This is a genomic window from Dechloromonas sp. ZS-1 (assembly GCF_039649255.1).
In the GTDB taxonomy this organism is placed as follows: domain Bacteria; phylum Pseudomonadota; class Gammaproteobacteria; order Burkholderiales; family Rhodocyclaceae; genus Azonexus.
The window spans coordinates 61776-85781 of sequence record NZ_JBDIYD010000006.1; the positions used below are offsets into that span (position 1 = coordinate 61776).

Below are 24006 nucleotides of genomic sequence, written 5' to 3' on the forward strand. Positions count from 1 at the left end.
TCACCCGGGGTGGTGACGACGGGCCACCCGTCGCTCGTCGGCATCGAACAAGACGATAACCGAACCCTCCGCGAGTCGCCTATGTCAGCCAGCCAGTCGCACCATTTGCCGCGCATCCGCATCAATCCGAGCGAGCCACGCCCGGTCCGCATGGATTGGCTTGAGAAAGCTGCAGCCGCGTTACCGGCGGGCAAGGGGATGCACTTCTGCATTGCGCTCTGGATGCTCGTCACGATCCGTCGTTCACCGACCGTGCAAATATCCAGGAACATGGCTGCCCGCGTCAATCTCTCCCGCTGGGCAGCGGCGGATTCCGCGCATCGACTTGAAGCCGCCGGCCTGATCAAAATTGCCAAGCTGCCAGGCCGATCTTTCCGGATTACCTTGGTCGAAGCGGGATCATCGATCCCGTTGCGCTTGGAAAAGCGCGGGGCGTGACAAGCAACTACTGCTGTTTATGGCGGGGGCCTCAGGCCGGATGTGCCGACCACTGGTTTCATTTTGACTGCTACATATCCCCCGTGCAGAAAGTGAAACCAGCCATGTTCAAGTGACGTGACGAACGTCGAGGGGATTCTGCTCGGAAAAAAATGAAGCGGTAGAAGAGGCAACGGCGTCAGCCGTTGCCTCTTCTTATTCCGATGAGGTCTCGCAAGCGGCCGTGATCACGCTGTTGAGACGCCGGCTGGCATCAAACAGCTTTTCATCACCCAGGAAGGCATACCTTGTCGCCGTGACTGTGCTTCCCGGCGCATGGCCCAACAGCCCCCCGGTCTGACTCATGCTGCCACCGTCATTCAAAACCAAAGTGGCTGCGGATCGGCGAAGATCGTGCACTTTGAGATCGGTAATGCCGGCGCGCTTGATCACCCTTTTGAGGGCTAGCTCGGGGGTTGCCAAAGCTTTCCCCTTCCGGCCCGGGAAGACATACTCCACTTTCCCTGCTTCAGCCCGGGTCGCCAGCACCTTCAGCGCAATATCGTTGAGCGGAATCACGCGGGCCTTACCACTTTTGGCTCGTGCGGCCGGTAAGCGCCAGATACGTTCCTCGACAGAAAGCTCGGACCATTTCAACTGAAGATATTCTTCGCGGCGAGCGGCGGTAGCAAGGCCAAACAGCAGGGCATCCGCCATGACGCGGGACTTCTCTTCGGCCAATGCGGCGAGGAAACGTTTCAGCTCGTCACCGGACAATGTCCGCATGCGCACATTTTGCTCGGCATGCATCTTGATACCCCGGCAGGGATTTCGATCGCAGCGTTCAAGCAGCATTCCAACGTTCACAACACGCTTGAGCATCCCCAGGATGCGATTAGCCGTTGCTGCACTAAGCTGTACTCGTTTCGCATCATGAAAGCGGACGATGTCGGCGGTTTTCAGCTCACTAAAGCGCAACTTACCGAATACCGGCGAGAGATGAATCCGCCATAGCCCCTCGATCCCTTTGACGTCGCGCAGATTCTGGGCATTCGGGAAGTACTCTTCCCGAAAGAAACGATCAAGGGTGATGTCCTTCTGCTCGATTTGCTTGCGCTGCTCTTGCGGGTCGATCCCTTTCGCAATCAGGCCGCGCATTTCGAGGCAGGTACTGATGGCCTCGGGGGGCTCCAGGCCGGGGTAGGCACCCAGCTTGACGGCGCGCTTACGGCCGCTGCCGGTAGGTTCCGGCATCGAATATCGAAACAGCCAGCTTTTGACGCCACGCTTGCTGACGACGAAGCGCAATCCCGGTGGCGCTTCGAGCGACGTGAATTCCAGTTCTTTGCTGCCATGATCCGGCGGGCACGGCGGAAGGCTATCGAGCACTTTCCGGATAAAACGAATTTGACGCTTCATCGCATCTCCTCGGCGAGGTTCAGACGCCCCCGAAAAAAGTGTCGAGTCTTCTCTATCCTTCGAGTTACACGAGATCATTTTTCGGGGTCGTCCATGGGTTGAACAAGGACTTGGGAACGTGCGAAGGCACCCGGCCACAGCCAAGGCGCTATCGACACGTCCGGTCCATTTCCGGTTTTTACGAAGGTTTTGTGCCGCTCAGCCGAGCGTGCCAAGCAGGGCCACGCCGCCGTATTGCGTCCGGACGACGTCGGCGGGGTCGAGAACGGCAATCTCGGTGCCGCCGATGTCGCGTAGGTAGACACGAGCCAGGTCGAGATCGGTGGTGAGCAGCCACTGCGTTGCGCCGTCGAGTTCGATTTCCAGCGCGGCTAGGCCCGTGAGTACGGCTGGATACAGGCGCAGCACCTCCAGCAAGGCGAGCGCGTCGCAGAGTGCCGGCGGCTGGACGCCGGCTTCACTGGCCAGAATGGCGCTACGCTCCATCATGTGCTCGACCTGGGCTTCATCGAGCCGGGAAAGCGCATTGCCAGCGAACGGCCGCAGAAGGGGGTCGCATATTTGCGCATTCATGGCTCAATCACTCCGGGCCAAGAGGACGGTGATCGACAGCCGGCCACACCCATGAATCGGCCATGGCGGTGTAATCAAGGAAAGGAAGGTCATTGCAGATTCTCCAGACGTAAAAATGGCGCCATGAGCGCGAGGCTCACGGCGCCTGTAGTGGAATAGCGGTAGATGCCGGATTAGACGGAAGGCGTGGCGTAGGCTTGGCACATGGCGAGCAAGCCCGGGTCAGCGCCGGGCTGGTCAGCGATGAATATGTCGTAGCCATAGCCGCCGTCGTTGACGATGTAGACCAGCTCGTAGAAACCCTCGACATGTGTCTCCGCCCACTCAAAGCTGGGCGAGAACCCCTCCTCGGGGAATGGGATGTCATCCAACAGGCCGCGCATCACTGGAAACCCGATCTCAGCCTCCAGTGCATCGGTGCTGTCGCCGGGCTCGACCACAATGAAGTAGCCGAGCTCGTCGGCATCCCACGGACAGCACTCGTTGATCTCGGCCACGCGTTTCTCGATCAGCCGGCGCAGGGCGTCATCTGGCAAGGCAGCGATAGCTGCTTCATCACGCAGGATGCGCATGCACAACCTCCTCGGCCGGTTTCGCGACACGCAGCTTCTTGCTCTTACGCCGGCCAGGATGCTCCCCACCTTCAGTTTCACCGGGCAGTTCCTGCCGGGTCATCGTGCTCGTCGCGGCAGCGGCCTTGACCGGTGGAACATAGGGCTCACTCGGCAAGGCGAGCATTGCCGCTTTCCAGGCCGCCCAGTCGCCGGCGATCTGATGTAGGTGCGGCTTGCCGTCAACGGCAGCGGTCAACCCTTCGGCACGCAGCAATGCGGCGCAGAAAGAAGGCTGGTTGGCGCTACGACTGACAAAGGCCGGAATCAAGGCCTTGGCCGCAAACGGCTGGGCGCGATCCGCCGGCAGGCAGGCCTCTATCTTTTCGAAAGGAGCGATTTCGGTGCTGAAGTAGCCACCGCTGTCGTTGGCGACGATGCTGACATACAACTGCTGGAAATCGGTATCGGTCAGGATCACGTAGGTGATCGAACCGCCATTTCTGCCGAGCTTTTGCGCTTCGGCCGATTTCAGTTTCAAGTACTGCGGGGTCTGGGTGGTCATGGTTGTCTCCGGTAAAGGAATGCAGGTCAGAAATGGAAAACGCCGATACCCAGCAGGGCATCGGCGTTACAGGAGAGAGAAACAGCAGGCGGCAAGTCCGCCTTGGGGTCAGAGGTACTACTTGCGGCGCGGATCGTCATCAAGCAGTTGTTTGACGACCGCGGTGGCCGCGGCAATGACGATGGCCTCGACGACCGGGCCGATCAGTAAAGGAAGCATGGCAGGCTCCACGTTCAGGAGTGATAGAAGGACATGACGGTGATTACGGTCAGAGCAAGCCACGTTCGGCGAAGGACACCGGCGTCGTCGTGCCGGCCACGATGAAGTGATCGAGAACGCGGACATCGACCAAGGCCAGCGCGCTTTTCAGCGAGCGGGTGAGCATTTTATCGGCTGCGCTCGGCTCAGCGACACCCGAGGGATGGTTGTGGGCGAGCACGACGGCGGCTGCATTGCGCTCAAGGGCCAGCTTGACCACTTCACGGGGATAGACCGAGGTCTGCGTCAGCGTGCCTCGGAATAGCTCGACGCAGTCGATCAGGCGGTTCTGGGCGTCGAGCAGCAACACAGTGAAGACCTCATGGGGCAGACCGGCGGCGGTCAGGCGCAGGTAATCGCGGATGGTGGCAGGATCACTCAGGCAATCGCCCAAGCGCATGGTCTCGGCGAGCGCCCGTGCCATCAATTCCTTGCAGGCCTCCAGCGTGCGCTCAGGGCCATAACCGGCATGAACCTCGTTAAGCAGGGTACGGCCAGCGTGGAGTGCGAAGATTTCGATCAAGGATCGGCCGGCCAAGCGCGCGGCGGCTTCTTCGCCGAGTAGCAAAGCCAGCAAGGCGGGCGTCGGCATCGCCCGGATAGGGGGAGGTGAAAGCATTGGAATTCTCCTAGTCAGAAAAGGAAAACCCCGGGCGCCTTGCAGCGACCGGGGTCAGGAGAATGAAATCTGTTTGAGCAAACATGCTCTTACGTCTTGCAGCCTTGAGCTCTTATCGAGCCGAGCGTATTCTTTGCGGAACGCTTGGGCTGTGCCGGCTTACCGGTACTGATTGTGGCAAGGTGATTCAGCTGCGGTTTGGACAATCCCGTCTATACCGAACTGAAGCAGGGATGGATACCCCGGGCGCCTCCAGTCCTCTCTTCATTGTTTTGGAGATCACCATGATGTTGAATCAACAAGAACGCGCAGTGAAGGCCTTGGAACAACGCGCGCGCCGTATGGCAAAGAGCATTGGTCTGACGGCGATCAAGTCTCGCAAGGGTGTTGGCGGCATCGCCAATCTCGGAGGGTTCATGATCGTTAATCCCTTCCTGAACATGGCCGAGGCGGGATATTGCTTCGAACTCTCTGCGGAGGACGTGATTGCCTACTGTGCGGAGGCGTGATTGATGTCGAGAAAATCCCGGGGGTAACTTCCCGGGGTTTTTCTCAGCGCGTCAGACAGGAGCGTATATCGGCATAACCGAGGGCGGCATCTCGGCCATAGCCGACGGTGGGCTTCTAAAAGCAAATGTCCGGTTCTAAAGACAGACCGGCCATTTGTGCTCTAACGATACCAATGACGGCTTTGGTACTACCTGCTTCATCCGCTTGCCACCCAGAGCGGCAGTTGGTGGCTTGGAGAAGCAGGCATCCATGAACGTGGCGACGCCCACTGACTGTAAAGCCCACTGCTACTGAAAACGGGGGGATGTCGGGCCTTCATGTTGTATTTTTTTGGTGTTTTCACGGTTTTTCTGATTTCATGCCGGTGCGAGATGCTGCGGTTGTGTTGAATACATTTTCGGCAATGAATTTCAATCGTTTGAAGCTAACTGGCTTTTCCAAAAAATCTATCGAATTATCCAGTCCGCCGTGTGCATCAATTTCGGTTAGTTCCATCCCACTCACAACAACAATAAACAGATCTCGGTAGCGAGGCATTTCGCGAAGTGACCGAACAATTTGAAACCCATTTACGCCGGGCAGGCGCAAGTCACAAATCAGCAAGTGCGGCGCGATTTCGCCAACCATCACCAGTCCCTCGAAGCCATTGGGGGCAGAGAAGATTTCGGCCGGAAACGGCCACTGTGAAAAATTGATCCGGTAAAGCCGCAACATCGACTGGTTGTCTTCGATGATTAGTACGCGAAGCGATGGAGCGGGAAAGCTTCCGTCACTAACCTGCCCACTCTTGTGGCGCAGCCGATCGACCGACATTGCTGATATCCGGCGATGCCCGCCTTCGGTCTTCCACCCCTCGAGAATCTTTCGATCAACCCACTGTTGCGCCGTACGGACCGATATGGCGAGCAGCTTTGCTGCCTCGCGCGTGGTGTAGTAGTTCTTGGTCCTATCCATGGCATCTCCGTGACAGCAGCATCAAAAATATGAAACCGTGGTTTCATATTTTGCCAGCGTTTGATCTTGGCAGGCATGGGGTGCAGGATTCCCACGCAAAAAGAAGGGATCTGTCCATGGGCACCATTTGAAACCCTTGAAATCGGCCGTCGAATGCAAATCCGCCCGCCCTAATTTTCCTGGGCAACTTCCCCTCTAGTCATTTCACGAACACTTACCGATCAATGACAAGAACGATCACCAAACTACGTCGAAGCCCAGGGAAGGCCGCCCAAATGGCGCGTACTCATGAAAACGATAACTGCAACAGGGAGTAATAAAATGAACTTGATTCTCAAGTTAGCTTTATGTCTAGGACTATGGTCGGGAAACTTGGCATCGGCAGCAGATCTCAAGGAAATACAAGCCCGTGGAGAATTACGTCACCTTGGAATCCCATACGCCAACTTCGTGACGGGATCGGGTGATGGTTTCGATGTCGAGTTGGTCCAAGGGTTCGCCAAGCATATCGGGGTTCGTTATTCTTTGGTTGTCTCCGACTTCTACAATGTCATTCGCGACCTCCTTGGCAAAGATCCGGTGCGCAAGGGTGATGAGGTGTCATTGACGGGCAACTACCCTGTGAAGGGCGACATGATTGCCACCGGATTCACGGTACTGCCTTGGCGAGAGGCGGTCTTGCTGTACTCGAAGCCAACTTTTCCATCGCAAGTCCTGCTGGTTGCCCGACACGACTCCAAGCTGCAACCTATCAAAGAGTCAAAGAGTCTCGCCCAAGACATCGCTTCAACCAAAGCGCTGATTGGAAAACAGAGCCTGCTGGTCATGGAGCGTACGTGTCTTGACCCCTCCAATTACGGCCTGAGGGCATCCGGAATCGACCTCAAGGCATACAACCGGAGTTCCAATCTCAGCGAAATGGTGCCGGCGCTGATCAACAAGGAGGCTGAACTGACGCTGCTTGACGTTCCCGATGCCATTATCGACTTGAAAAAATGGGCTGGAAAAATCAAGGTTATCGGTCCGATCTCAGAGTATCAGGATCTCGCGGCTGCCTTTCCCAAGGATGCGCCAGAACTGCGCAAGGAATTCAATACCTATCTGCAGCAAATAAAAGCCGACGGGACCTATGACCGCCTTGTCGATAAGTACTACCCAGGGATCCGGCGCTATTTCCCCGACTTTTTTTCCCGTCGGAACTGAAAACCGCACACGTTTATGTCGCAAGAACCGAACAAACTGGAGATCACGCGCTGGCTACCGTGGATCGCAGTGCTGTTCTGCTGCTACTCGTTTGTTTTGCTCTGGTACGCGGACTCGGCGCAGAACAGCCTGCGCCAGTCGATGGATGAACGAGTGCTCATGGAAAGTCAGCGACGAGCCGACACCTTGACGGCCTACATCGACGATCGTCGCAATGAAGTCAGGGAGATTGTCGAACGTTACGAGATCGAGGCTTATTTCATCAACGCGGCATTGGGCATGTCGCAGCGCTATGGCCTGCTCTCCAATCTCGTGGCGATTGATGATTACTTCGCACGAAAAAAAGCACAACGAAAAGTTCTCGGCGTTCCGATTTTTGATCAGATCGTGCTTTATGACGAGCGCGGCGTTGCGTTGACTGAAGGTGCTCCGCCATCCCCCCCCCTGCCTTTGCCGCTGTCCGGGAACGCGGATGAGGTCCTGATGCAGTTCGATATGCACAGCAGGCACGTCATCATTGCAGTACCTGTCAACTTTAAGGGCGCCTACCGAGGGGCTGTGGTAACGATCAGTGACCTCGGGAATATCAGCTACTTGCTTTTCGGTTCGCCAGCCAAATGGAAATTTCAGGAGTACCTGACCGATGGACGCGCTGCCATCCTTGCAAATTCGACCAGTCGGCGATGGACAAGTGAAGCTTCCGCGGTGGAGCTATCGAGCCTTCCCCTTAACGCCGTAATGTCAATCCCATCCTTGGCGAAAGGAGAAGTTGAATCGAACGGCTCACAATGGGCCATTCGCAGCGAAGTCAGAGGAACCCCACTTTCATTGATCACACTGATTCCAAAAGAGGATCTGGATGGGGCGCTGGATTCCCGATTTATCCTGATTACGCTGGTTGTCTTTCCTCTCCTGCTGCTGACTGCCACCATTGCGCTCCATCGTCAACGCAATAGAAGCCTGGCACTTCAAACGAACAATCAACTCCTGGCCGATGAAATTGCCCGCCGCAAGCGACTGGAAGATGAACTTCAAATCAACTATCAGAAACTTCAGTCGCTGACCGAAGATTTGCAGCTGAATGTCCGCAAGGCCGAAGAGGCAAGCAGGGCGAAGTCCGACTTTCTGGCGATGATGAGCCACGAAATCAGGACGCCTATGAACGGAATTCTCGGCATGGCGCAATTGCTGAACGCGCATGAAATGCCAGAGTCTGAGCGTCGCGATTGCATTCGGATCATCAACGATTCCGGCAACACCCTGCTTACCCTGCTAAACGACATTCTCGACCTGTCCAAGGTAGAGGCCGGCAAGCTGGAATTGCGATTGGTAGAGTGCAGTCCGGCGTTACTGCTGGACGGATGTGCCCGCTTGTATTCCGAAGCTGCGCGAAGCAAACAAATCGATCTCGTCGTCAGATCGAACCTGCCCGAAAGGGTGTTCATTAAGGCAGACAGTGATCGCTTGCGGCAAATGCTGGGCAACCTGATCGGCAATGCGGTGAAATTCACACAGCGGGGTGAAATCGAGGTTTCTCTGACTCAGATTGCGACCCATGGCGACCATGCAGAACTAGAATTTTCAGTGCGTGATACCGGGATCGGGATCGACCAAGACAAGTTATCCTCTCTATTCGAGCCATTTACTCAGGCAGACTCCTCTACGGCGAGGCAGTTTGGAGGTACAGGCTTGGGATTGAGCATCGTTCGCAAGCTCGCCCTGTTGATGGGAGGAAATACCGGCGTCGAGTCGCTGCCAGGTAAGGGATCCCGCTTCTGGTTCAGTATCCGCGCAACGAGAATGGCGGAACAATCTCCGATCTCTGCAGCGGAACGTTCATTACAGCGAGACAAGTACGCAAATTTTTCCGGAACGATTCTGGTTGCCGACGACAACCTGTTCAACCGCAGGGTTATTCAGGTCGCCCTCACGAAAAAGGGGCTGAACGTGATCGAAGCCGAGAATGGTCACGAAGCTGTCCAACATTTCTCCAGTCAATCTGACATTGATCTCATCCTGATGGATGTCTGCATGCCGGAAATGGACGGATTTGAGGCGACCGCGCGAATTCGCCAGGCGCAGCTAGAAGCATCGCTGAGGCACTGCCCGATTATTGCCTTCACGGCCAATGCGTATGATGAAGACCGTCAGCGATGCCTGGATGCAGGAATGGATGACTTTCTGGTCAAACCAGTGAACATGGGTGAACTGGAGCGGGTGATCGGAAAATGGCTGGGCAAAGCTGATGTCACTCCGGCGTCGGCAAACGAAGAACATCCGTCGCTCCGGCTTGTTGATGTGGCGCTGGTCGCGGAGATGGTCGCGTCTTTGATTCCCCTGATTGAGATGCATCTATTTGATGCAATTGCTGAGTTTGAGGCGCTTCGGAAGATGCTGGCGGGAACATCGTCTGAAGGGCTTACTGAAAGTATATCGAACGACCTCGTAATACTCGATTTCGATGCGGCAGCAAGGAAATTGCGCGCATTGGCCACGCGCGAGGGATGGTCATCACTCCTACAGGAACGGAGCGTGGCGTGAATTTTGAGCATAAGCCACGGATTCTTGCGATTGACGATACACCGGCGAATCTGATGGTGCTAGCGAGAACGATGAGCAACAGATATTCGTTCCAATTGGCCACCACCGGCGAAGACGGCTTAATCATGGCACGGATGCACCATCCCGACCTGATCCTGCTCGACGTGATGATGCCCGTGATGGACGGTTTCGAGACCTGTCGGCGAATCAAGGCAGACCCCTCGTTGGCGGAAATTCCTGTTGTATTCATTACGGCCCTGCCGGATTCCGGTTCGGAACTTGATGGCCTTCGTCTCGGGGCTGCGGATTACCTGCTCAAGCCGATCAACGTGGACATCGCGGCACAGAGGATTGGCAACCTGATCGAGCGGGAGCAGTTGCGAAAGGCGTTGCAACTTCATCGCCAGACCCTGGAACAGGAGGTGACGAAGCGTACTACTGAACTGGAAGCAGCAAAGGATGCCGCAGAAGCCGCCAGCCGGGCGAAGAGCGCCTTTCTCGCAAACATGAGTCATGAGATTCGGACGCCAATGAACGCCATCATTGGCCTGACGCACATGCTGCGTAGAAACGCCCCACGTCCCGACCAGTCCGAACGCCTTAGCAAGATCGACGGTGCCGCAGAGCATCTCCTCTCCGTGATCAATGACATTCTCGACATGTCGAAGATTGAGGCAGGTAAGCTCGGAATCGAGAAGACAGAGTTCGATCCGGAATTTGTCGTGCTGAACCTTTGCAACATCCTGCATGAAAAAATCGGTTCAAGAGCGATCGAACTCATAGCTGACCTACATGCCCTGCCGGCCACCCTCGTTGGTGACGGCCATCGCCTGGGGCAGGTACTGCTCAACCTGATGAGCAATGCAGCGAAGTTCACAACCGAAGGCAGCATCATGGTGCGTGCCTGGGTGATAAGCGCATCCGATGAGGGACTGACTGTCCGCTTCGAGGTCATCGATACAGGCATCGGGCTAACGAAAGATCAACGCAAGCTGCTGTTCAAGCCTTTCGTTCAGGCAGACGTTTCAACCAGTCGAAAGTTCGGGGGAACGGGGCTCGGGCTAGCTATTAGTCAACGGCTAATCGACATGATGGGCGGTCGAATCGGCGTGGAGAGCGAGCCAGGACGAGGCAGCACCTTTTGGATCGAGGTTCCGTTAGGATTTGGCGAGACGATCCTCCGCGAACGAAGGGAATCCATTGAAACGGTGGGGCTGACGATTCTGCTGGCTGAAGCTCAGCCAGAAACCCGTGAGGCATTACGCGACATGCTGGAGATGCTTGGCATGCAGGTCACACTTGCGAACTCCGGCGCGGCAGCATTGAATTGCATACAGCATGCCGAAATGGGGGGGAATCCGTTCGATCTGCTACTAATCGATTCCCGTCTTCCTGACATCGATGGTCTGCATTTAGGAATCGAGTTGTCCAGCATACCGTTGTCGCATCAACCCGTCCGCCTATTGCTGACGGTCTACGGCGAGGATCCATCACGCGCCAGTCTGGATGCAGCGGGGTATTTCGACAACCTGGTCAAGCCACTGGCGCTATCGACACTTTATGACCCAATACAGGATGCCTTAACGGGAAAGCGCAGGCCAGCGCGCAACCTCCTCCCCACTAGCGCAGAGATCACGCTGAGAAATCGGGGGGGTGCCGACATCCTGCTCGTCGAAGATAATCTTATCAATCAGGAGGTAGCCATTGATCTCCTGCGCAGTATCAACATTCAACCGGATGTCGCCGATAACGGCGAAATTGCCGTAGCCAAGGTACAGAAACGGGATTACGAGTTGATCCTGATGGACGTGGACATGCCGGTTTTGGACGGAATCAACGCAACACGTCAGATACGGGCGATACCAGGCCGGGAAGAGATTCCAATTCTCGCTATGACCGCAAATGCCTTTGATAAGTCTCGCGAAACCAGCCTGGCCGCAGGCATGAACGACCATATTGCCAAGCCGGTTGCGCCGGAATTGCTTTATGCGGCACTGGAACGCTGGCTACCCGCAAGGCAGCAGCCAAAGACTTCCCCCTCCGAAGGTGCGACATCGCGGAAGCCCGGAATCAGCCTGAATTCAGGAGCGAACGAAGGTGCCGTTGGCTTTGAAATACCTGATCTCGATACCTCCGCCGGATTGCATTGCGTCGGTGGAAATATGGATCTGTATCGAAAAATACTCCTGCAATTTTCTGAAAACAGCAGTGCTTCAATCCTCCTGAGTGCTGCTCGCGAAAACGACCTCATCGGTGCACAACGTGCAGTCCATTCGTTGAAGGGTCTAGCGGGAACAATGGGGGCTTCCGTTCTCTATGCTCAAGTGGCTGCCATCGATGCTGAAATCCGTGGCCGACAACAGCTCGATCCGAGCTTTGATCTGGTTGCAGCTGCAATGGCTGCTGAAAGGAAATTTGCTGAACTCGCCACTGCCATCAGGGCTGAATTGGGCCAATGCAATGCGACAGATATGGGGGCAGAAATTGCCGAATCGCCAAAACCGATCGATAGCCAACTCGTATCAACAATCGAGGACATGCTGGCAGGCTCGGATTTTGGTTCAGTTAGTTTTTATCAGGAACATCAGCTTGAGTTGAACCGCTATCTTGGAAACGAAGCGGGCTCGTTTGCAAGGCTTCTCAATAGGTACGACTTTGATCGCGCGTTGCAAATTTTGATGGATATTTCAAAAATGGCATGAAGAGCAGTCTAGACGGCACTCTTCCCAACTTAAGGACAGGTTAGCTGCTGCTCAGTACTGATGGCGCTCAATAGCGGTCTTTGTCGGCTAACCGGCAGGGTGACGTACGCGAGCTGTCGGCCCGCAGTGGACGTTTGGCTCATCCGGTTAATCAGGCTGCAATTCGTCAATTAGCTGTCATCGGCTACTCTTGGACATAGGCTTTTCGTTTCGGTAAATCGGTATTTCCAATTGGCGCTCGAGCGTTGCTATAAAAATACAGACATCGACATTGACGCTAGGAGGTATCGCCGTGACCCACACGGTTACGGTTGATGTAAAGCGGACATTGATATGGCTGCTTTATCAGCAAGGAAATCCTTTCACACGTATTGCGGACGGGAATTTACTAGTGATGCTAAATTTCTCAAATTCGTGCTAACCTTAAATGAAGTGAAGGATTTGTCCTAATAAGAAAATTGGCGAGCAAAAAAGCCTTCCAACCAACATCAGCCAATTGCCAGTGTTATGGGGGTGTTGAGTTGCACGTAAAACTGACCCGGGATTTGCACTGAAATCTGACCCACCCGATGAGCCGCAGTATGGCTCAGGTCACAGCTGAATTTCTCGTTTTCACCTCCTTGCTGTTCTTGGTTGAGCTGTTTCTGAAACGGTAACTTTCGTTGCCGGTTTCGACGATATGGCAGTGATGCGTCAGACGATCGAGCAACGCAGTGGTCATCTTCGGATCGCCAAAGATACTGGCCCATTCGGAGAAACTCAGATTCGTCGTGATGATCAGACTAGTCTTCTCGTAGAGCTTGCTCATCAGATGGAATAGCAAAGCGCCACCGTTCTGACTGAACGGCAGATAGCCCAGTTCGTCCAGGATCACGAGATCGGCATGCACCAAGCGGTTGGCAATCTGGCCTTGCTTGCCGGCCTGCTTCTCCTGTTCCAAGGCATTGACCAGATCGACCGTCGAGAAGAAGCGGACCCGCTTATGGGCGGCGCGGTTGGCGTCGACACTGTTGAAGGTCATGGCTCGACGTTCTGGCTGACAGCGAAGTTCAGAAAGACAAATTCTAAAATTCATCAGCTAAACGATGCGCCGGTAATCGATGCCGAAGCCACCCTTCGCCAAAACCATGCAAATAAGCGAATTCTATTGGTCGAGGACGAGCCAATTAACCAGGAAATCGCTCGAGAAGTACTGCGGGATGTTCAACTCCTGGTCGATACAGCGGATAACGGTGCCGAAGCGCTGCGACTTACCGGGGAAATTCGCTACGACCTCATCCTCATGGACATGCAGATGCCTGTTATGAATGGCGTGGATGCTACCCGTGCAATACGAGGACTTCCGGGATACAAGGACGTACCGGTCTTGGCCATGACAGCCAATGCTTTCAACGAAGACCGAGAGGCCTGCCTAGCTGCAGGCATGAACGATTTCATCACGAAGCCTACTGAGCCAGCAGTCCTTTATCAATTGCTACTTCGCTGGCTCTCTCTCAAAGAGACTGCCGCAAGCTGACGTTTGAGACCTTCGCAGTTGACGGTCAGCTTACCGACAGACTGCGGCCCGACACAGCCCGATCTCCCACCGGCAGCTAAGACCGATCACCAGCCTGATGCTAATGGCAACAGGCGCCATCTCGGCCTCAGGGGACCTCAACATAAAGCCAACCAGTGTGAATTGCCCCAATAGCAGATTGCAAATGCTCCTGCCATTCGTCGGGACACGTCGTAAAGCATAAGGCGCCCGACTCGAGTCTGAACCAGAAATGAACCAGACAGCACGGAAGGGCTTTATTACATCGACCGTCACATCGTCAAAACCCCTTGCCCCGCAAGCGTTTCGAGCGACGAAGGCTTGGCCGCCAACACCCAAGTCGTTGGATTTCATATACTCGCGTGATTCTCCGGACTCAGACTCATGCGCCGCTCCGCTCACGAACGCCCTCCCGCCGGCCAACCGCTGGCCACGCCCCACACCTGGCTCACCCTGAAAACCCTGTTTCCCTATTTGTGGCGTTACCGCGTGCGCGTCGTCGCCGCCATGAGCTGCCTGATCGGCGCCAAGCTCGCCAACGTGGCCGTCCCGATGGTTTTCAAGGAGATGATCGATACGCTCAGCCCCGGGCAACAGGCACTTGCCCTTCCCGCCCTGTTGCTTGGACTCTACGGCGTACTGCGCTTCTCGACGGCGCTCTTTCAGGAAATGCGCGAAATCCTGTTTGCCCGCGTCACCCAACAGGCAGTGCGCCACGTCGCGCTGGAGGTCTTCCGGCATCTGCATGCGCTCTCCCTGCGCTTTCATCTTGAGCGCCAGACCGGCGGCATTTCGCGGGACATCGAGCGTGGCACCCGCGCCATTTCCAGCCTGATTTCCTATTCGCTGTATTCGATCCTGCCCACGCTGGTCGAAGTGGGTTTGGTCATCGGCATCCTGTTCGTCCAGTACGATGCGGGCTTTGTCGTGATCACGTTGATATCCCTGAGCAGTTACATCCTGTTCACCATCATGGTCAGCAACTGGCGCATCGACATCCGGCGCGCCGTGAACGAAAACGACTCGGCCGCCAACACCCGGGCGGTCGACAGCCTGCTGAACTACGAAACCGTCAAATACTTCAATAACGAAGCCTGGGAAGCCGAACGTTACGACACCCATTTGCGGCAGTGGGAAGCGGCCTCTGTCCGCAGCCAGAAAACCCTGGCGATGCTCAATCTGGGCCAGCAGGCCATCATTGCACTGGGTGTCACGGCCATGATGTGGCGCGCCGCCCAGGGCGTGGTTGATGGGCGCATGAGCATCGGCGATCTGGTCCTGGTCAATGCTTTTCTGATTCAGCTCTATATCCCGCTGAATTTCCTCGGAGTGGTGTATCGGGAAATCCGCCAGGCCCTGACCGACATTGAGCGCATGTTCGGCCTGCTGAAAGAAAATCGCGAAATTGCCGATGCTCCGAATGCCATCGAACTGCCTCCGGGCCCTCTGGACGTGCATTTCGACGGTGTCGACTTCGCTTATGAAGCCGCACGGCCCATCCTGCATCATATCGACCTGACCATCGAACCGGGCCAAACCGTTGCTGTCGTGGGCCACTCGGGCGCGGGCAAATCGACCCTCTCCCGCCTCCTCTTCCGCTTCTACGATGTCACCGGAGGTGCCATCCGGATCAATGGCCGCGATTTGCGGGCATACCGGCAAAGCAGCCTGCGCCAGGCCATCGGGATCGTTCCGCAGGATACGGTGCTGTTTAACGACAGTATTTTCTACAACATCCAGTACGGGCGCCCCGATGCCAGCCGCGAAGCCGTCCTGGCTGCAGCCAAGGCGGCCCAACTCGACGAATTCATTGCGGCATTGCCCCTGGGCTACGAGACACGTGTCGGCGAGCGCGGCCTCAAGCTCTCGGGCGGCGAAAAGCAGCGTGTCGCGATTGCGCGTGCCTTGCTCAAGAACCCGCCCATCCTGATTTTCGACGAAGCAACCTCCGCACTCGACTCCGGGACCGAACGGGCCATCTCGGCCCAGCTGGAACAGGTGGCGCGCGGGCGAACCACGCTGATCATTGCGCATCGGCTCTCGACGATCATGAATGCAGACAAGATCGTCGTCCTTCAGGAAGGGCGCGTCATGGAAACCGGACGGCACAGCGAACTTGTCGCATGCGGCGGCATGTATGCGGGGCTCTGGGCACTGCAACAAGATGAAAAACAGGCCGAAAACCGCTAAAACCTATTACTTTAGTTTAAGGTTTGGCGCGCATATCACTTCTAAGTGGTAGGATAGATCGCCTAGGAAATCCGCGCAGCCTTACTGCTCATCCATGACCCAGCCCATCCAAAAGATGAAGGTCCTCGCGGTTGACGACAACCGCACCAATCTTCACATCCTTCAGGTCTTCCTGAAGAAACTCGGCCACGACGTCATTCTTGCCGAAAACGGCGAAGAGGCGTTGCGTCGATTCGAAGCAGAGTCGCCCGACCTTGTCCTCCTCGACATCATGATGCCGATCATGGATGGTTTCGAAGCGGCCCGGCGCATCAAGGCAATACGTGCTGAACGCTGGACCCCCGTGATTTTCCTGTCAGCGCTGAATCGCGACGAAAATCTGGTGGAAGGCCTGGATGCCGGGGCCGACGACTATCTCACGAAGCCGATCAATTTCGTCGTCCTGGAAGCAAAGCTACGCTCCGTACAACGTTCGCTGGGCCTGCAACAGGCGGCCATCGATTCCTTGCGCAGGGTCAAGGCCATTTCGGACAACGTGCTCGATGCGATCATCACAATCGATCAATTCGGCACTATTCAGACGGTCAACCCCTCAACAGAGCGGATTTTCGGCTATCCCCCGCACGAGATGCTGGGCAAGAATGTGAATATGCTGATGGGCGAGCCGTACCACAGCCAGCACGACAACTATCTGCAGCGCTATCGCGATGGCGGCGCGCCCCGGATCATCGGCCAGGAACGAGAACTGGAAGCCCGCCACAAGGATGGTCATCAGTTCCCAATCACCCTGGGTATCACGCAGATCGCGCTCGACAACCAACCCATGTTCATCGGGGTGGTTCGGGATATCACCCGACAGAAGGAAACCGAACGAACCCTGCGTGAAAACGCGGAGGAGCTCCGTTCCTATTACGACCGAACCCAGTCGGAACAGCAACTGGCGATGCACCTCATGGAAAAGCAATTGCATCGTCCCGGCTTGTCAGACCCCCGCTTACGCTACAAAGTCCTGCCTGCCGAAAATTTCAGTGGCGATATCGTCGCGGCCGCCCGCTCTCCGGAAGGCCGCTTCTACATCCTGCTGGCAGATGCCACCGGACACGGCCTGACCGCAGCGATCTCTGCCCTGCCGGTCATGGCCATCTTCTATCGTCTGGCGAGGACCAATCATGCGCTCAAGGATCTGATCCTTGAACTCAATCAGCAGCTCAAGGAATCCATGCCGCTCGGCCGCTTTGTGGCGGCAACCGTACTCTGCCTGGACGAAGTGAGTCTTTCGGGCGAAATTTGGGTCGGCGGTACGCCACAGGCGTATTTGCTGGAAACCGATGGCAGCGTTGCGGCCACCTTTCCCTCGACCGGGCTGCCGCTCGGGATTATCCCCAACGAGGGATTCGACGGCACACCCACTGCATTTACGTGGCACAAGGGCGCTCAGCTCATCCTGCATTCGGACGGGCTCAGCGAAGCAACCAATCCGCAAGGGGAGCAATTTGGCGTCGATACGCTTCTGCGTGCCGCGGCCAGTGTCCCAGCCGGCGCGCGCTTTGCCTGTATCGATCAAGCCCTCGAAACCCATCTCGCCGGCATGCAAGCCGCCGATGATGTCTCCCTGATGGTCATTGACTGCCCCTGAGGCCGCCAAGGCGCTGCCTCTCGACCTCCAGTTCCTGCCGTAGCGCGCCTGCCAAACGCGAAAAGGCCGTAAAACGGCCATAAAAAAACCCGCTACCTAGGCAGCGGGTTTTTTGTGACCACTCTGAGCAAATTACTCAGCAGCGTCCTCAACTTCAACAGCCTCGGTCGTTTCCGGGCGGTCAACCAGCTCGACGAAAGCCATCGGGGCATTGTCGCCAACGCGGAAGCCGCACTTCAGGATGCGCAGGTAGCCACCCGGACGATTGGCGTAACGCGGACCGATTTCAGCGAACAGCTTGACGACGATCTCGCGGTCGCGCAGACGGTCGAAAGCCAGACGCTTGTTGGCCAGGGTCGGGGTCTTGCCGAGGGTGATCATACGCTCGGCGACACGACGCAGTTCCTTGGCTTTCGGCAGCGTGGTCTTGATGGCCTCGTGCTTGAGCAGGGAAACGGTCATGTTGCGCAGCATCGCGAGGCGATGGCTGCTGGTGCGGTTCAGTTTGCGAAGTCCATTGCGGTGACGCATGGTTAATCCTTTCTATGTTCTGCAGGCGTCCCTTGACTGCCCTGATCCGAAAAAGGCTTACGCCTTTTCCAGACCGGCGGGCGGCCAGTTCTCGAGTTTCATACCCAGCGTGAGACCACGCGAGGCCAGCACTTCCTTGATCTCGTTCAGCGACTTGCGACCCAGGTTCGGGGTCTTGAGAAGTTCGTTCTCGGTACGCTGAATCAGATCGCCGATGTAATAGATGTTCTCAGCCTTGAGGCAGTTCGCAGAGCGAACCGTCAGTTCGAGATCATCCACCGGACGGAGGAGGACCGGATCAACTTGCGCCGGCTTGGAGGCTTCTGCAACCGGGGCAGTCCCTTCCAGATCGGCGAAGACGGAAAGTTGTTCCATCAGCACGCGGGCAGCGTAGCGGATGGCTTCTTCCGGCTCGACAACGCCATTGGTTTCGATATCAACGATCAGCTTGTCCAGGTCGGTACGTTGCTCAACGCGGGCGCTTTCGACAGCGTAGGCAACACGACGGATCGGGCTGAAAGAGGCATCCAGCACGAGCTTGCCGATGGTCTTGGAATCGCCCAGGTTACGGACGTTACCCGGCACATAGCCACGCCCCTTCTCGACCTTGATTTCCATGGCGAGCTTGCCGCCGGCGGAAAGGTGAGCAATGACGTGTTCCGGATTGATGATTTCCACGTCGTGCGGCAGCTCGATGTCAGCTGCACGAACGGGACCTTCACCTTCCTTGACCAGGTTCAGCGTAACCACATCGCGGTTGTGCAGCTTGAACACGATACCCTTGAGGTTGAGAAGGATGTCCACGACATCCTCCTGCACACCATCAACGGTGGAGTATTCATGAAGCACGCCGTCAATGCTTACTTCGGTCGGCGCATAGCCCGGCATGGACGACAGCAGGATGCGACGCAGGGCATTACCCAGAGTGTGTCCGTAGCCGCGTTCAAACGGCTCCATGACAACCTTGGCTTGCACCGGCGAGACGCTCTGCACGTCGATAATGCGGGGTTTCAGAAGTCCACTGCTTTGCATGGGCTAAATTCCTCTGCTCAGTGCTTACTTCGAGTAAAGTTCGATGACGAGACCTTCGTTCAGGGTCGACGGCAGCTCAGCGCGCTGCGGCATGGCCTTGAACGTGCCCTTGCCTTCCTTGACATCCACGGAGATCCACTCCGGGAAGCCGCGGGACTCAGCAGCTTCGAGAGCGGCCTTGCAACGCAGAGAAGCGCGTGCACGGTCGGTCAGCTGAACAACGTCACCCGGCTTCACGATGTAGGACGGGATGTTGACGCGCTTGCCGTTCACCAGCACGCCGTTGTGGCGAACCACTTGGCGGGACTCGGAGCGGGAAGCACCGAAGCCCATGCGATAGGCGACGGAGTCCAGGCGTGCTTCGAGAAGCTGCAGCAGGTTTTCACCGGTCTGGCCCTTACGGCGCTCAGCTTCGGCGAAGGTCTTGCGGAACTGGCCTTCCAGAACACCGTAAACGCGACGGATCTTCTGCTTGGCGCGCAGGTGAACGCCGTAGTCGGACAGACGAGCGCCCGACTTTTGGCCATGCTGACCCGGCGCATACGAGCGACGTTCGATGGCGCACTTGTCGGTGTAGCACTTTTCGCCCTTCAGGAAGAGCTTCTCGCCTTCACGGCGGCACTGACGGCACTTGGGATCGAGATTACGAGCCACGTGTGATTCTCCTTAGATACGGCGCTTCTTGGGCGGGCGGCAGCCGTTGTGCGGCACCGGCGTCACGTCGGAAATGGCAGTGATCTTCATACCCAGCGCGTTCAGTGCGCGGACGGAAGACTCACGACCCGGACCAGGGCCCTTGATGCGGACTTCAAGGTTCTTAACGCCACATTCCTGGGCAACCTTGCCAGCCGCTTCAGCAGCGACCTGAGCTGCAAACGGAGTGGACTTACGCGAACCGCGGAAGCCGGCACCACCGGAAGTAGCCCACGACAGGGCGTTGCCCTGACGATCGGTAATGGTAATGATGGTGTTGTTGAACGAAGCGTGAATGTGGGCGATACCCTCAGCAACGTTCTTCTTGACCTTCTTGCGAACTTTGGTAGCAGTCTTAGCCATGTTCTGTCCCTATTACTTCTTGCCGGCGATGGCCTTGCGCGGACCCTTGCGGGTACGGGCGTTGGTACGGGTACGCTGGCCACGGCAAGGCAAGCCCTTGCGGTGACGCATACCACGGTAGCAACCCAGGTCCATCAGGCGCTTGATGCTCATGGTGACTTCACGACGCAGATCACCTTCAACGGTGAACTTGCCCACTTCATCACGCAAACGGTCCATGTCCGCATCGGACAGGTCCTTCATTTTGGTGGTACGACCAATGCCGGCCGCGTCACAGATCTTCTGTGCGCGGGTACGACCGATGCCGTAGATCGCGGTAAGGGCGATTTCAGCATGCTGATGGTTCGGAATGTTTACCCCTGCAATACGGGCCATTCTTTCACTCCAATATTTCGAAAATTAACGAATGCCGGACTCGTCAGGGATTAACCCTGGCGCTGCTTGTGACGCGGGTCCTTGCAAATGATGCGCACGACGCCTTTGCGACGGATCACCTTGCAATTGCGGCAGATGCACTTCACTGAAGGTTGAACTTTCATGGTAACTCCTCGTCTGCTGAGCTTGGAAGCAGCCGTCTTCCTTGCCCTGCGGTTATTGCGTAGAGAACTGTTTACTTGGAGCGGAAAACAATCCGCGCCTTGGTTAAATCGTAGGGGGTCAGCTGGACAGTGACCTTATCGCCCGGAAGGATACGGATGTAGTGCATGCGCATCTTCCCGGAAATGAATCCGTGCACCACGTGCCCGTTTTCCAGCTTCACCTTGAAGGTTGCATTGGGCAGGTTTTCAATAACCTCGCCCTGCATTTCAATGTAATCTTCCTTTGCCATGGACGCTTACTTGATCATCGGACTACCTTTGAAGTTTGCTTTCTTCAAAAGGCTTTCATATTGGTGGGACATGACGTAGGCCTGAACCTGGGCCATGAAGTCCATCGTGACAACCACGATGATCAACAGCGACGTTCCACCGAAATAGAACGGCACGTTCCACTTCAGAATCAGGAACTCTGGCAACAGACAAACCACGGTGATATAGGCTGCGCCGATCAGGGTCAGACGCATCAAAATCTTGTCGATATAACGGGCGGTCTGTTCCCCCGGGCGAATACCGGGAACGAACGCACCACTCTTCTTCAAATTATCCGCGGTTTCCTTGGAGTTAAACACCAGAGCGGTATAGAAGAAGCAAAAGAAAACGATTGCGGCAGCGTAGAGCATCACATAGATCGGCTGACCCGGCGACAGCGTCCCTGCGACATCCTTCAACCAGCGCATGGAATCGCCAGAGCCAAACCAACCTGCAACGGTCGCCGGGAACAGGATGATGGAGGAGGCGAAAATCGGCGGAATCACACCGGCCATGTTCAATTTGAGCGGCAGATGAGAACTCTGCCCGCCATAAACCTTGTTGCCTACCTGGCGTTTGGCGTAATTAACCAAAATTTTTCGTTGACCGCGCTCTACGAACACAACAAAGGCAGTCACCAGCACGACCAGGACACAAATCACGAGGGCAGTCAGCGGATGCATTGCCCCGGTACGCACCAATTCGAGCAGTCCGCCAATCGCGTTCGGCAAACCGGCTGCAATACCACCAAAAATAATGATGGAGATACCGTTGCCCAGACCGCGCTCGGTGATCTGTTCACCCAGCCACATGAGGAACATGGTCCCGGTGACCAGGGTCGTCACGGTCGTCAGACGGAACATGAAACCCGGATCCAGAACCAGGCCCGGCTGAGCCTCCAGTGCCACAGCGATACCCAAGCCCTGGAACAGTGCGAGTGCAACCGTGCCATAACGGGTGTACTGTGTAATCTTGCGCCGCCCAGCCTCGCCTTCCTTCTTGAGTGCCTCAAGTTGGGGGCTGGCAACGCTCATCAATTGCATGATGATCGAGGCTGAGATGTACGGCATGATCCCCAAGGCAAAGATGGTGAAGCGAGAGAGGGCGCCACCGGAGAACATGTTGAACATGCCCAGAATGCCGCCCTTCTGCGAATTGAAGAGATCGGAAAGAACGTTGGGATCAATACCCGGTACCGGAATATGCGCACCGATGCGATAAACAACCAGGGCGCCAACGAGGAACCAAAGACGGCGCTTCAGATCGCCGAATTTGCCGCCTTTGCCAACGGTGGTGGGATTTGCAGCCAACGTTCTTACCTTTCCTAATCAATTACTCGCTAACGGAGCCGCCAGCGGCTTCGATAGCAGCCTTGGCACCCTTGGTAGCGCCAACACCCTTCAGGACAACCTTACGGGAAATGGCACCAGCCAGGATAACCTTGGCGGAGAGCGCGTCACCCGGCACGATGCCAGCGACTTGCAGCGCGAGCAGATCGATCTCGTCGACCGGCAGACGGTCCAGATCGGTCAGGCGCACTTCGTAGTTACGAGCACGGGTCATCGAATTGAAGCCACGCTTCGGCAGGCGGCGCTGCAGCGGCATTTGACCGCCCTCAAAGCCGACCTTGTGGAAACCGCCGGAACGGGACTTCTGACCTTTGTGGCCACGACCACAGGTTTTACCGAGACCGGAACCAATCCCGCGGCCAACACGCTTGGCAGCCTTTTTGGAGCCTTCACCCGGCTTGATGGTATTCAGACGCATGGCTTAACCCTCAACCTTGACCAGATACTGGACCTTCTGGATCATGCCGCGAACTTGCGGCGTATCCAGGAGTTCTGCAGAGCTGTTCAGCTTGCGCAGACCCAGGCCACGAACGGTAGCACGATGATCCTGCTTCGTGCCGATGATGCTCTTGACGAGCGTCACTTTGATTTTCTTGTCAGCCATGATTACCCCTGAATCTGCTCGACCGTCAGGCCACGCTTGGCGGCGATCTCGGCCGGGGTGTTCACCTTCGACAGACCGTCGATGGTGGCACGCACGATGTTGTAGGGATTGGTGGAGCCGTGAGCCTTGGCGACGACGTTGGTCACGCCAACGACCTCGAAGACTGCACGCATAGCGCCGCCGGCGATGATGCCCGTACCTTCCGGTGCCGGCTGAATCATCACGGTGGTGGCACCATGACGGCCCATCACGGTGTGGTGAACAGTACCGTTCTTGAGGCTGACCTTGGCCATCTTGCGACGTGCCTCATCCATAGCCTTTTGAACAGCAACCGGCACTTCGCGGGACTTGCCCTTGCCCATGCCGATGCCACCATCGCCATCACCAACGACCGTCAGGGCTGCAAAGCCGAGAATACGGCCGCCCTTAACCACCTTGGTAACGCGGTTGACCGCAACCATCTTTTCGCGCAAACCGTCGTCGCGCTCTTCAGCCTGTTGCGGCTTCTTGTTTCTTTCAGGTTTAGCCATTTCTTAACCTCGTCCTTTCGCCGTCGGTTAGAACTTCAGGCCGCCTTCACGCGCAGCCTCAGCCAGCGCCTGAATACGACCATGGTACTGATGACCGGAACGGTCAAAAGCAACTTGTTCAATACCGGCAGCCTTGGCGCGCTCGGCAATCAGCTTGCCGATAGCGGTTGCAGCAGCCTTGTTACCGCCGTTCTGAACGCTCGTACGAACGTCCTTGTCCAGCGTGGAAGCCGAAGCCAGGACCTTCCCGCCGCAAGGCGAGACGATCTGGGCGTAAATGTGGCAGTTCGTGCGATTGACACACAAGCGCACAGCCTTGAGCTCGGCGATTTTGGCCCGGGTTTTGCGGGCACGACGCAGACGTGCTTCTTTCTTGTTAAACAT

At 56.4% G+C, this 24006-nt stretch carries 26 protein-coding genes and 1 pseudogene; 8 read left to right on the plus strand and 19 right to left on the minus strand.

Going from position 1 to position 24006, the window contains the following annotated elements:
* The first annotated feature begins 81 nt into the window (after positions 1–81).
* Positions 82–438 carry a hypothetical protein gene (locus AACO21_RS09820; protein ID WP_346192349.1) on the plus strand — a complete coding sequence of 119 codons (357 nt, stop codon included), beginning with the start codon at positions 82–84 and terminating at the stop codon, positions 436–438.
* A gap of 195 nt (positions 439–633) precedes the next feature.
* On the opposite strand, the gene AACO21_RS09825 is transcribed toward AACO21_RS09820, so the two are convergent.
* The 5 genes from AACO21_RS09825 to radC form a co-directional block, all read right to left on the minus strand.
* A complete protein-coding gene (locus AACO21_RS09825; RefSeq protein WP_346192350.1) occupies positions 634–1836 on the minus strand; it encodes a tyrosine-type recombinase/integrase in 1203 nt (400 codons plus the stop codon).
* Positions 1837–2034: 198 nt separating this feature from the next.
* Positions 2035–2409, minus strand: coding sequence for a hypothetical protein (locus tag AACO21_RS09830; protein WP_346192351.1), 375 nt, complete (start codon positions 2407–2409; stop codon positions 2035–2037).
* Positions 2410–2582: 173 nt separating this feature from the next.
* Entirely contained in the window at positions 2583–2981 is a 399-nt protein-coding gene (locus AACO21_RS09835) for a hypothetical protein (RefSeq protein ID WP_346192352.1), read from the minus strand.
* Entirely contained in the window at positions 2965–3525 is a 561-nt protein-coding gene (locus AACO21_RS09840; RefSeq protein WP_346192353.1) for a hypothetical protein, read from the minus strand. Before AACO21_RS09840 ends, AACO21_RS09835 begins: the two co-directional genes overlap by 17 nt.
* Before the next feature lie 268 nt (positions 3526–3793).
* Positions 3794–4402, minus strand: coding sequence for a DNA repair protein RadC (radC, locus tag AACO21_RS09845; RefSeq protein ID WP_346192354.1), 609 nt, complete (start codon positions 4400–4402; stop codon positions 3794–3796).
* Between the two features lie 284 nt (positions 4403–4686).
* Here radC and AACO21_RS09850 point away from each other — a divergent pair, with 284 nt between their 5' ends.
* Positions 4687–4911 (plus strand): hypothetical protein, encoded by a 225-nt coding sequence (locus tag AACO21_RS09850; protein WP_346192355.1) that lies wholly within the window; start codon positions 4687–4689, stop codon positions 4909–4911.
* Positions 4912–5251: 340 nt separating this feature from the next.
* Here the strand turns inward: AACO21_RS09850 and AACO21_RS09855 are convergent, their stop codons facing one another.
* The gene (locus AACO21_RS09855; protein WP_346192356.1) at positions 5252–5866 is read right to left on the minus strand and encodes a response regulator; all 615 of its coding nucleotides are present in this window, start codon (positions 5864–5866) and stop codon (positions 5252–5254) included.
* Positions 5867–6187: 321 nt separating this feature from the next.
* On the opposite strand from AACO21_RS09855, the gene AACO21_RS09860 reads away from it, so the two are divergent.
* Genes AACO21_RS09860 through AACO21_RS09870 form a run of 3 tightly spaced genes read left to right on the plus strand, consistent with a single transcriptional unit; the run spans position 6188 to position 12312 of the window.
* Positions 6188–7069: a transporter substrate-binding domain-containing protein gene (locus tag AACO21_RS09860; protein WP_346192357.1), complete on the plus strand. Its 882-nt coding sequence runs from the start codon at positions 6188–6190 to the stop codon at positions 7067–7069.
* A gap of 15 nt (positions 7070–7084) precedes the next feature.
* Complete coding sequence (locus tag AACO21_RS09865) at positions 7085–9610, plus strand: ATP-binding protein (protein WP_346192358.1); 2526 nt, start codon at positions 7085–7087, stop codon at positions 9608–9610.
* Positions 9574–12312 carry a response regulator gene (locus AACO21_RS09870; protein ID WP_346192359.1) on the plus strand — a complete coding sequence of 913 codons (2739 nt, stop codon included), beginning with the start codon at positions 9574–9576 and terminating at the stop codon, positions 12310–12312. The genes AACO21_RS09865 and AACO21_RS09870 overlap by 37 nt, the downstream gene beginning before the upstream one ends.
* Positions 12313–12898: 586 nt before the next feature.
* Here the strand turns inward: AACO21_RS09870 and AACO21_RS09875 are convergent.
* Positions 12899–13297 (minus strand): annotated as a pseudogene (locus AACO21_RS09875) (ATP-binding protein); the annotation flags it as partial.
* On the opposite strand from AACO21_RS09875, the gene AACO21_RS09880 reads away from it, so the two are divergent.
* The 3 genes from AACO21_RS09880 to AACO21_RS09890 all read left to right on the plus strand — a co-directional run bounded on the left by AACO21_RS09880 (position 13295) and on the right by AACO21_RS09890 (position 17672).
* Positions 13295–13828 carry a response regulator gene (locus tag AACO21_RS09880; protein ID WP_346192360.1) on the plus strand — a complete coding sequence of 178 codons (534 nt, stop codon included), beginning with the start codon at positions 13295–13297 and terminating at the stop codon, positions 13826–13828. The pseudogene AACO21_RS09875 and the gene AACO21_RS09880 sit on opposite strands and share 3 nt — an antisense overlap.
* A 402-nt stretch (positions 13829–14230) precedes the next feature.
* Positions 14231–16036: an ABC transporter ATP-binding protein/permease gene (locus AACO21_RS09885; protein ID WP_346192361.1), complete on the plus strand. Its 1806-nt coding sequence runs from the start codon at positions 14231–14233 to the stop codon at positions 16034–16036.
* Positions 16037–16130: 94 nt separating this feature from the next.
* Positions 16131–17672, plus strand: coding sequence for a SpoIIE family protein phosphatase (locus AACO21_RS09890; RefSeq protein ID WP_346192362.1), 1542 nt, complete (start codon positions 16131–16133; stop codon positions 17670–17672).
* 132 nt (positions 17673–17804) lie between these two features.
* Here the strand turns inward: AACO21_RS09890 and rplQ are convergent, their stop codons facing one another.
* The 12 genes from rplQ to rplR form a co-directional block, all read right to left on the minus strand.
* Positions 17805–18203: a 50S ribosomal protein L17 gene (gene rplQ / locus AACO21_RS09895; protein WP_346192363.1), complete on the minus strand. Its 399-nt coding sequence runs from the start codon at positions 18201–18203 to the stop codon at positions 17805–17807.
* Positions 18204–18260: 57 nt separating this feature from the next.
* Positions 18261–19235 (minus strand): DNA-directed RNA polymerase subunit alpha, encoded by a 975-nt coding sequence (gene rpoA, locus AACO21_RS09900; RefSeq protein WP_346192364.1) that lies wholly within the window; start codon positions 19233–19235, stop codon positions 18261–18263.
* Between the two features lie 24 nt (positions 19236–19259).
* Complete coding sequence (rpsD, locus tag AACO21_RS09905) at positions 19260–19889, minus strand: 30S ribosomal protein S4 (protein WP_346192365.1); 630 nt, start codon at positions 19887–19889, stop codon at positions 19260–19262.
* Between the two features lie 12 nt (positions 19890–19901).
* Positions 19902–20291 (minus strand): 30S ribosomal protein S11, encoded by a 390-nt coding sequence (gene rpsK / locus AACO21_RS09910; protein WP_028994208.1) that lies wholly within the window; start codon positions 20289–20291, stop codon positions 19902–19904.
* Positions 20292–20303: 12 nt separating this feature from the next.
* A complete protein-coding gene (gene rpsM, locus AACO21_RS09915; protein WP_346192366.1) occupies positions 20304–20666 on the minus strand; it encodes a 30S ribosomal protein S13 in 363 nt (120 codons plus the stop codon).
* Positions 20667–20716: 50 nt separating this feature from the next.
* Positions 20717–20830, minus strand: coding sequence for a 50S ribosomal protein L36 (rpmJ, locus tag AACO21_RS09920; RefSeq protein WP_205201551.1), 114 nt, complete (start codon positions 20828–20830; stop codon positions 20717–20719).
* Between the two features lie 71 nt (positions 20831–20901).
* Entirely contained in the window at positions 20902–21120 is a 219-nt protein-coding gene (infA, locus tag AACO21_RS09925; RefSeq protein WP_346192367.1) for a translation initiation factor IF-1, read from the minus strand.
* A 6-nt stretch (positions 21121–21126) separates the two neighbouring features.
* Positions 21127–22449: a preprotein translocase subunit SecY gene (secY, locus tag AACO21_RS09930; RefSeq protein WP_346192368.1), complete on the minus strand. Its 1323-nt coding sequence runs from the start codon at positions 22447–22449 to the stop codon at positions 21127–21129.
* 22 nt (positions 22450–22471) lie between these two features.
* Positions 22472–22906, minus strand: coding sequence for a 50S ribosomal protein L15 (rplO, locus tag AACO21_RS09935; RefSeq protein ID WP_346192369.1), 435 nt, complete (start codon positions 22904–22906; stop codon positions 22472–22474).
* A gap of 3 nt (positions 22907–22909) precedes the next feature.
* Positions 22910–23092, minus strand: a complete 183-nt coding sequence (gene rpmD / locus AACO21_RS09940; protein ID WP_346192370.1) for a 50S ribosomal protein L30 — start codon at positions 23090–23092, stop codon at positions 22910–22912.
* A 2-nt stretch (positions 23093–23094) separates the two neighbouring features.
* On the minus strand, positions 23095–23622 hold the full coding sequence (gene rpsE, locus AACO21_RS09945; RefSeq protein ID WP_346192371.1) for a 30S ribosomal protein S5: 528 nt from the start codon (positions 23620–23622) through the stop codon (positions 23095–23097).
* Positions 23623–23649: 27 nt separating this feature from the next.
* Positions 23650–24006 (minus strand): 50S ribosomal protein L18, encoded by a 357-nt coding sequence (rplR, locus tag AACO21_RS09950; RefSeq protein ID WP_346192372.1) that lies wholly within the window; start codon positions 24004–24006, stop codon positions 23650–23652.

What these genes read in the sequence shown, in the direction of transcription:
- rpmD (WP_346192370.1), bottom strand. Translation starts at nt 23,092, where the DNA reads ATGGCTGACAAGAAAATCAAAGTGACGCTCGTCAAGAGCATCATCGGC.
- AACO21_RS09880 (WP_346192360.1), top strand. Translation starts at nt 13,295, where the DNA reads ATGGGCGGCGCGGTTGGCGTCGACACTGTTGAAGGTCATGGCTCGACG.
- AACO21_RS09835 (WP_346192352.1), bottom strand. Translation starts at nt 2,981, where the DNA reads ATGCGCATCCTGCGTGATGAAGCAGCTATCGCTGCCTTGCCAGATGAC.
- AACO21_RS09860 (WP_346192357.1), top strand. Translation starts at nt 6,188, where the DNA reads ATGAACTTGATTCTCAAGTTAGCTTTATGTCTAGGACTATGGTCGGGA.
- rpsM (WP_346192366.1), bottom strand. Translation starts at nt 20,666, where the DNA reads ATGGCCCGTATTGCAGGGGTAAACATTCCGAACCATCAGCATGCTGAA.
- AACO21_RS09885 (WP_346192361.1), top strand. Translation starts at nt 14,231, where the DNA reads ATGCGCCGCTCCGCTCACGAACGCCCTCCCGCCGGCCAACCGCTGGCC.
- AACO21_RS09820 (WP_346192349.1), top strand. Translation starts at nt 82, where the DNA reads ATGTCAGCCAGCCAGTCGCACCATTTGCCGCGCATCCGCATCAATCCG.
- AACO21_RS09850 (WP_346192355.1), top strand. Translation starts at nt 4,687, where the DNA reads ATGATGTTGAATCAACAAGAACGCGCAGTGAAGGCCTTGGAACAACGC.
- AACO21_RS09890 (WP_346192362.1), top strand. Translation starts at nt 16,131, where the DNA reads ATGACCCAGCCCATCCAAAAGATGAAGGTCCTCGCGGTTGACGACAAC.
- rplO (WP_346192369.1), bottom strand. Translation starts at nt 22,906, where the DNA reads ATGCGTCTGAATACCATCAAGCCGGGTGAAGGCTCCAAAAAGGCTGCC.
- infA (WP_346192367.1), bottom strand. Translation starts at nt 21,120, where the DNA reads ATGGCAAAGGAAGATTACATTGAAATGCAGGGCGAGGTTATTGAAAAC.
- rplQ (WP_346192363.1), bottom strand. Translation starts at nt 18,203, where the DNA reads ATGCGTCACCGCAATGGACTTCGCAAACTGAACCGCACCAGCAGCCAT.
- rpsK (WP_028994208.1), bottom strand. Translation starts at nt 20,291, where the DNA reads ATGGCTAAGACTGCTACCAAAGTTCGCAAGAAGGTCAAGAAGAACGTT.
- AACO21_RS09865 (WP_346192358.1), top strand. Translation starts at nt 7,085, where the DNA reads ATGTCGCAAGAACCGAACAAACTGGAGATCACGCGCTGGCTACCGTGG.
- AACO21_RS09855 (WP_346192356.1), bottom strand. Translation starts at nt 5,866, where the DNA reads ATGGATAGGACCAAGAACTACTACACCACGCGCGAGGCAGCAAAGCTG.
- radC (WP_346192354.1), bottom strand. Translation starts at nt 4,402, where the DNA reads ATGCTTTCACCTCCCCCTATCCGGGCGATGCCGACGCCCGCCTTGCTG.
- rplR (WP_346192372.1), bottom strand. Translation starts at nt 24,006, where the DNA reads ATGTTTAACAAGAAAGAAGCACGTCTGCGTCGTGCCCGCAAAACCCGG.
- rpoA (WP_346192364.1), bottom strand. Translation starts at nt 19,235, where the DNA reads ATGCAAAGCAGTGGACTTCTGAAACCCCGCATTATCGACGTGCAGAGC.
- AACO21_RS09840 (WP_346192353.1), bottom strand. Translation starts at nt 3,525, where the DNA reads ATGACCACCCAGACCCCGCAGTACTTGAAACTGAAATCGGCCGAAGCG.
- rpmJ (WP_205201551.1), bottom strand. Translation starts at nt 20,830, where the DNA reads ATGAAAGTTCAACCTTCAGTGAAGTGCATCTGCCGCAATTGCAAGGTG.
- rpsE (WP_346192371.1), bottom strand. Translation starts at nt 23,622, where the DNA reads ATGGCTAAACCTGAAAGAAACAAGAAGCCGCAACAGGCTGAAGAGCGC.
- AACO21_RS09830 (WP_346192351.1), bottom strand. Translation starts at nt 2,409, where the DNA reads ATGAATGCGCAAATATGCGACCCCCTTCTGCGGCCGTTCGCTGGCAAT.
- AACO21_RS09870 (WP_346192359.1), top strand. Translation starts at nt 9,574, where the DNA reads ATGGTCATCACTCCTACAGGAACGGAGCGTGGCGTGAATTTTGAGCAT.
- AACO21_RS09825 (WP_346192350.1), bottom strand. Translation starts at nt 1,836, where the DNA reads ATGAAGCGTCAAATTCGTTTTATCCGGAAAGTGCTCGATAGCCTTCCG.